This window comes from Pseudidiomarina sp., from assembly GCF_048267825.1.
Taxonomy (GTDB): domain Bacteria; phylum Pseudomonadota; class Gammaproteobacteria; order Enterobacterales; family Alteromonadaceae; genus Pseudidiomarina.
The window spans coordinates 1-5,860 of record NZ_JBLWWR010000026.1 but is presented as its reverse complement, the minus strand read 5'-3'; the positions used below and the strand labels follow the sequence as shown (position 1 = coordinate 5,860).

The following is a 5,860-nucleotide window of genomic DNA, read 5'->3' as shown; positions in this document are numbered from 1 at the left end:
GGTGCCACCGCCCAGGCCGGCACTGCCCGCTCTCTGGTCAACAACATGGTTATCGGTGTTACCCAAGGCTTCGAACGCAAGCTGCAACTGGTTGGTGTGGGTTATCGTGCTCAGATGAAAGGCAATGCAATTGCCCTGTCACTGGGTTTCTCTCATCCGGTTGAGCATGCGCTGCCTGAAGGCGTATCCGCTGAATGTCCTTCCCAGACTGAGATCGTTCTCAAGTCTGCTGACAAACAGCTGATTGGTCAGGTTGCTGCCAACATCCGTGCGTACCGTAAGCCAGAGCCCTACAAGGGCAAGGGTGTTCGCTACTTTGGCGAGCAGGTTCGCAGCAAAGAGGCTAAGAAGAAGTAAGGTAACACTATGGACAAAAAAGCAGCTCGTATCCGCCGTGCTACTAAGGCACGCAAAAAGATGCTGGAACTGGGTGCTACTCGCCTGGTGGTTCACCGTACTCCGCGCCACATCTATGCCCAGGTTATTTCACCGGACAGCTCTGCTGTTCTGGCTTCCGCGTCTACCGTTGAGAAGTCTGTTCGCGAACAGGTGAAATCTACCGGTAACATCGATGCCGCCGCGTTGGTCGGTAAAATCATCGCTGAGCGTGCGCTCGAGAAAGGTGTTAAAGAGGTCGCTTTTGACCGTTCCGGTTTCCAATATCACGGTCGTGTAGCCGCTCTGGCTGCTGCTGCCCGTGAAGCTGGTCTTCAGTTCTAAAGGTGGAGTCGAAAATGGCAAAAATCGAAGCTCAAGCCGGTGAACTGCAAGAGAAGCTCATTGCAGTAAACCGTGTATCAAAAGTTGTAAAAGGTGGTCGTATCTTCTCCTTCACAGCTCTGACTGTGGTAGGTGACGGTAACGGTCGCGTTGGTTTTGGTTACGGCAAGGCCCGTGAAGTACCCGCCGCCATTCAAAAGGCGATGGAACAGGCTCGTCGCAACATGCGTACCGTTGGCCTGAACAACGGCACCCTGTTCCACCCGGTCAAGGGTCGTCACTCCGGTTCCAACGTGTACATGCAGCCCGCTTCCGAAGGTACCGGTATCATCGCCGGTGGTGCAATGCGCGCCGTTCTGGAAGTAGCTGGCGTACACAACGTACTGGCCAAGACCTACGGTTCCACCAACCCGAACAACGTCGTTCGCGCTACCATCGACGCTCTGGCTCATATGAAGTCGCCCGAGCAAGTCGCTGCCAAGCGTGGTCTGAGCGTTGACGAAATTCTGGGGTAATGCGCCATGGCTAACAAAACTGTAAAAGTTACTCAGACCCGCAGCTCTATCGCCCGTTTGCCTAAGCACAAGGCAACGCTGCGTGGCCTCGGTCTGCGTCGCATTGGTCACACCGTAGAGCTGGAAGACACAGCTTGTGTACGCGGTATGATCAACCAGGTTTACTACATGGTTAAGGTAGAGGAGTAATCGCATGCGTTTGAATACTCTGTCTCCTGCCGCCGGCTCTAAGCCTTCCGCCAAGCGCGTAGGCCGTGGTATCGGCTCCGGTCTGGGTAAGACTGGCGGTCGTGGCCACAAGGGTCAGAAGTCCCGTTCCGGTGGTAAGGTTCGCAACGGTTTTGAAGGCGGTCAGATGCCGCTGAAACAGCGTCTGCCGAAGTTTGGTTTTACTTCGCGCAAGTCTCTGGTCAGTGCTGAAGTTCGTCTGAGTGAACTGGCGAAAGTTGAAGGCGACGTGGTGGATCTGAACACCCTGAAGCAGGCTGGCGTTCTGACTAAGAACATCCAGTTTGCCAAGGTTGTACTGTCCGGTACCATTGACCGTCAAGTGACTGTGGTTGGTCTGGGTGTCACCAAAGGTGCCCGTGCTGCCATCGAAGCCGCCGGCGGTAAAATCGAGGAATAATAAGTACTATGGCCAAGAAACCAGGATTAGAAGCTAAAAACGCACAGGGCGGGCTGAGTGAACTGAAAAGCCGTCTGCTTTTCGTTCTGATCGCGATTGTCGTGTTCCGTACCGGCTCCTATGTGCCTATTCCTGGTATTGACGCCGCCGTACTTGCCGACTTGTTCCAGCAACAACAGGGCACCATCATTGAAATGTTTAACATGTTCAGTGGTGGCGCTCTGGAACGAGCGTCCATATTGGCGCTGGGGATAATGCCGTATATTTCTGCGTCCATTATCATTCAGCTGCTGACTGTTGTTCACCCTCCCTTGGCTGAGCTCAAGAAAGAAGGTGAAGCGGGTCGCCGCAAGATCAGTCAGTACACCCGGTATGGCACGCTTTTTCTGGGCACCATTCAGGCCATCGGTATTGCTACCGGTCTGCCGAATATGATGCCTGGCCTGGTGATAAATCCCGGGCTGGCTTTCTACTTTACGGCAGTGGTGAGCCTGGTCACCGGTACCATGTTTTTGATGTGGTTGGGTGAACAGATTACCGAAAGAGGCATTGGTAATGGTATCTCGTTGATTATTTTCACGGGTATTGTTGCCGGTCTGCCTTCGGCCATTGGTGCCACGGCAGAGCAGGCGCGTCAGGGGGAATTGCACATTCTGTTGCTGTTGCTGCTGGCCGTAATCGTGTTTGCTGTGACCTTCTTTGTGGTCTTTGTTGAGCGTGGTCAGCGCCGCATTGTGGTGAACTATGCCAAGCGTCAACAAGGTCGCCAGGTGTTCGCAGCACAGAGTACACACCTGCCCCTGAAAGTGAACATGGCGGGGGTTATTCCAGCGATTTTTGCATCCAGCATTATACTTTTCCCAGGTACCGTAGCCTCATGGTTCGGTCAGGGTGAAGGGGTGGTTGCCAACGTACTGCAGGAGATCTCTTTGACTCTGCAGCCCGGTCAGCCTCTGTATGTAATGTTGTATGCCGCTGCCATCATCTTCTTCTGTTTCTTCTATACCGCGCTGGTGTTTAATCCGCGCGAGACGGCAGATAACCTGAAGAAGAGTGGTGCTTTTATCCCGGGGATTCGTCCGGGTGAGCAGACAGCGCGCTATATAGATAAGATAATGACTCGCCTGACCCTGGTCGGTGCGCTGTACATTACCTTTATCTGTCTGGTTCCACAGTTCCTGATGACAGCATGGAACGTCCAATTTTACTTTGGCGGAACCTCGCTGTTAATTATTGTGGTCGTCATCATGGATTTCATGGCTCAGGTGCAAACCCACATGATGTCTCATCAGTATGGCGATGTCCTGAGAAAAGCGAACCTGAAGGGCTACAACCGTTAAGGTTCGGTTATTTACGGAGTTAAGCAATGAAAGTCCGTGCTTCCGTTAAGGCTATTTGCCGTAACTGCAAGATCATCAAGCGTCACGGCGTGATTCGCGTGATCTGCACCTCTGACCCCAAGCACAAGCAGCGTCAGGGTTAAAGGCTAAAAAAGTTACGGTTTAGCTTGAAAATTGAAGGCAGGCTGGCTAAAGTAGCCAGCCACCTTCGTTAGGTGAAAAGTTCAGCCATTACGTATCCTCGACGGGCTTTGTAATGGCTTTTTATTCGTTAATATGTAGGAGTGCATAGTGGCCCGTATCGCTGGCATTAACATTCCTGACCATAAACATGCCGTCATTGCTTTGACCGCTATTTATGGCGTCGGTCGTACCCGCTCCAAGGCCATTTGTGCCGCAGCCGGTATCGCTGAGAATGTGAAAATTAAAGAATTGGATGAAGCTCAGGTAGAATCTCTGCGTGAGCAAGTGGCTAAGTTCACCGTTGAAGGTGACCTGCGCCGCGAAGTTTCCATGAACATCAAGCGTCTGATGGACCTGGGTTGTTACCGTGGCCTGCGTCATCGTCGCAGCCTACCCCTTCGTGGTCAGCGCACCAAGACCAATGCGCGTACGCGCAAAGGTCCTCGTAAACCGATCAAGAAATAACGGGAAGGTAGATCATGGCTAAAACTCCGGCTCGTAGCGCTCGTAAGCGCGTTAAAAAGCAGGTGAGCGACGGTATCGCCCACGTACATGCTTCTTTCAACAACACCATCGTAACCATCACCGACCGTCAGGGTAACGCTCTGTCCTGGGCAACTGCTGGTGGTTCAGGTTTCCGTGGTTCCCGCAAGTCCACCCCGTTTGCTGCTCAGGTAGCTGCCGAACGCGCTGGTGACGTTGCCAAGGAATACGGTGTTAAGAACCTGGAAGTAATGGTGAAAGGTCCGGGTCCGGGTCGTGAGTCATCCATCCGTGCGTTGAATGCTGCGGGTTTCCGCATCACCAACATCACCGATGTGACTCCCATCCCGCACAACGGTTGTCGTCCTCCCAAGAAGCGTCGCGTATAACGTTTCTTGTAGGATAGTTGGAGAAAGAACATGGCAAGATATCTGGGTCCCAAGCTCAAACTGAGCCGTCGCGAGGGCACTGACCTCTTCCTGAAGTCAGGTGTTCGCGCGATCGATTCAAAGTGTAAAATTGATACCGCACCCGGTCAGCACGGCGCTCGTAAGCCGCGTCTGTCTGACTACGGTGTACAGCTGCGTGAAAAGCAAAAAGTTCGTCGTATCTACGGCGTACTGGAAAAGCAATTCCGCAACTACTATAAAGAAGCTGCGCGCCTGAAAGGCAACACTGGTGAGAACCTGCTGCAGCTGCTGGAAGGTCGTCTGGACAACGTTGTATACCGCATGGGCTTTGGTGCTACCCGCGCTGAGTCTCGCCAGCTGGTGAGCCACAAGGCCATCCTGGTAAACGGTCAGGTTGTTAACATTCCTTCCTTCCAAGTTTCTCCCGAAGACGTTGTCAGCGTTCGCGAGAAGGCTAAGAAACAAGCCCGGATCAAAGCTTCCCTGGAGCTGTCCGGTCAACGTGAAAAGCCGACTTGGGTAGAAATTGACGCTACCAACATGCAAGGCACTTACAAGCGCCTGCCTGAGCGTAGCGACCTGTCTGCCGAAATTAATGAACAGCTGATCGTCGAGCTTTACTCCAAGTAAAGCCAGCTTCTAAGAGAGGACACAATGCAGGGTTCTGTAACAGATTTTCTTAAGCCGCGTCTGGTTGATATTGAACAAATCAGTCAGACACATGCCAAAGTGACTCTCGAGCCGCTGGAGCGTGGCTTTGGTCATACATTGGGTAATACGCTGCGTCGTATTCTGCTTTCTTCCATGCCGGGTTGTGCTATCACCGAAGTTGAATTCGACGGTGTGCTGCACGAGTACAGCAGTAAGGAAGGTGTCCAGGAAGATATTCTGGAAATCCTGCTCAACCTCAAAGAGGTTGCTATCAAGCTGGAAGGCAAGGACGAAGTTACCCTGTCACTGACCAAAACTGGTGCAGGTCCCGTAACTGCAGGCGACATCACTCATGGTGATGACGTCGAGATCGTAAACCCAGAGCACGTCATCTGTCATCTGACCGGGGACGACGCCGATATCAGCATGCGTCTGAAAATTCAGCGCGGTCGTGGCTATGTTCCTGCTGCTGCCCGCGCTCATACCGAAGACGACGAGCGTCCGATTGGTCGCTTGTTGCTGGATGCGGCTTACAGCCCCGTGGTTCGTATCGCCTATAATGTAGAGGCGGCCCGTGTTGAACAGCGTACCGACCTGGACAAGCTGGTTATCGACATGGAGACCAATGGCACCCTGGATCCGGAAGAAGCCATCCGTCGCGCGGCCACTATCATGGCCGAGCAACTGGAAGCCTTCGTGGACCTGCGTGATGTCAGCGAGCCGGAAGAGAAAGAAGACAAGCCTGAGTTCGATCCTATCCTGCTGCGTCCTGTCGACGATCTGGAACTGACAGTTCGTTCCGCGAACTGTCTGAAGGCAGAAGCGATCCATTACATTGGTGATCTGGTACAGCGTACCGAGGTGGAGCTGCTGAAGACTCCCAACCTGGGTAAAAAATCTCTTACCGAGATTAAAGACGTGTTGGCGTCT

The 5,860-nt window shown here is 53.0% G+C and carries 11 protein-coding genes; all 11 read left to right on the top strand.

All coding sequences use genetic code 11. The annotated features are described in order from the left end of the window. A partial coding sequence (rplF, locus tag ACN0UN_RS11525; protein ID WP_417660100.1) for a 50S ribosomal protein L6 occupies nt 1-357 on the top strand: 357 nt, incomplete at its 5' end. A 9-nt stretch (nt 358-366) separates the two neighbouring features. After that, nucleotides 367-720 carry a 50S ribosomal protein L18 gene (rplR, locus tag ACN0UN_RS11520; RefSeq protein ID WP_417660099.1) on the top strand — a complete coding sequence of 118 codons (354 nt, stop codon included), beginning with the start codon at nt 367-369 and terminating at the stop codon, nt 718-720. 14 nt (nt 721-734) lie between these two features. Continuing rightward, entirely contained in the window at nt 735-1,235 is a 501-nt protein-coding gene (gene rpsE / locus ACN0UN_RS11515) for a 30S ribosomal protein S5 (protein ID WP_094278375.1), read from the top strand. Between the two features lie 6 nt (nt 1,236-1,241). Further along, a complete protein-coding gene (gene rpmD, locus ACN0UN_RS11510; protein ID WP_094278376.1) occupies nt 1,242-1,424 on the top strand; it encodes a 50S ribosomal protein L30 in 183 nt (60 codons plus the stop codon). 4 nt (nt 1,425-1,428) lie between these two features. Further along, nucleotides 1,429-1,863 (top strand): 50S ribosomal protein L15, encoded by a 435-nt coding sequence (rplO, locus tag ACN0UN_RS11505; protein WP_014290665.1) that lies wholly within the window; start codon nt 1,429-1,431, stop codon nt 1,861-1,863. An 8-nt stretch (nt 1,864-1,871) separates the two neighbouring features. Next, nucleotides 1,872-3,203 carry a preprotein translocase subunit SecY gene (gene secY / locus ACN0UN_RS11500; RefSeq protein WP_417660098.1) on the top strand — a complete coding sequence of 444 codons (1,332 nt, stop codon included), beginning with the start codon at nt 1,872-1,874 and terminating at the stop codon, nt 3,201-3,203. A gap of 26 nt (nt 3,204-3,229) precedes the next feature. Further along, the gene (gene rpmJ, locus ACN0UN_RS11495) at nt 3,230-3,346 is read left to right on the top strand and encodes a 50S ribosomal protein L36 (protein ID WP_014290663.1); all 117 of its coding nucleotides are present in this window, start codon (nt 3,230-3,232) and stop codon (nt 3,344-3,346) included. A 148-nt stretch (nt 3,347-3,494) separates the two neighbouring features. After that, entirely contained in the window at nt 3,495-3,851 is a 357-nt protein-coding gene (rpsM, locus tag ACN0UN_RS11490) for a 30S ribosomal protein S13 (RefSeq protein ID WP_094278378.1), read from the top strand. Nucleotides 3,852-3,865: 14 nt separating this feature from the next. Further along, nucleotides 3,866-4,258 carry a 30S ribosomal protein S11 gene (rpsK, locus tag ACN0UN_RS11485; protein ID WP_019935870.1) on the top strand — a complete coding sequence of 131 codons (393 nt, stop codon included), beginning with the start codon at nt 3,866-3,868 and terminating at the stop codon, nt 4,256-4,258. 30 nt (nt 4,259-4,288) lie between these two features. Then, nucleotides 4,289-4,909: a 30S ribosomal protein S4 gene (gene rpsD / locus ACN0UN_RS11480; RefSeq protein WP_019935871.1), complete on the top strand. Its 621-nt coding sequence runs from the start codon at nt 4,289-4,291 to the stop codon at nt 4,907-4,909. A 24-nt stretch (nt 4,910-4,933) separates the two neighbouring features. Next, the coding region (locus ACN0UN_RS11475; RefSeq protein ID WP_417660097.1) for a DNA-directed RNA polymerase subunit alpha at nt 4,934-5,860 on the top strand (927 nt) is incomplete at its 3' end.

What these genes read in the sequence shown, in the direction of transcription:
- rplR (WP_417660099.1), top strand. Translation starts at nt 367, where the DNA reads ATGGACAAAAAAGCAGCTCGTATCCGCCGTGCTACTAAGGCACGCAAA.
- rpsE (WP_094278375.1), top strand. Translation starts at nt 735, where the DNA reads ATGGCAAAAATCGAAGCTCAAGCCGGTGAACTGCAAGAGAAGCTCATT.
- rpmD (WP_094278376.1), top strand. Translation starts at nt 1,242, where the DNA reads ATGGCTAACAAAACTGTAAAAGTTACTCAGACCCGCAGCTCTATCGCC.
- rplO (WP_014290665.1), top strand. Translation starts at nt 1,429, where the DNA reads ATGCGTTTGAATACTCTGTCTCCTGCCGCCGGCTCTAAGCCTTCCGCC.
- secY (WP_417660098.1), top strand. Translation starts at nt 1,872, where the DNA reads ATGGCCAAGAAACCAGGATTAGAAGCTAAAAACGCACAGGGCGGGCTG.
- rpmJ (WP_014290663.1), top strand. Translation starts at nt 3,230, where the DNA reads ATGAAAGTCCGTGCTTCCGTTAAGGCTATTTGCCGTAACTGCAAGATC.
- rpsK (WP_019935870.1), top strand. Translation starts at nt 3,866, where the DNA reads ATGGCTAAAACTCCGGCTCGTAGCGCTCGTAAGCGCGTTAAAAAGCAG.
- rpsD (WP_019935871.1), top strand. Translation starts at nt 4,289, where the DNA reads ATGGCAAGATATCTGGGTCCCAAGCTCAAACTGAGCCGTCGCGAGGGC.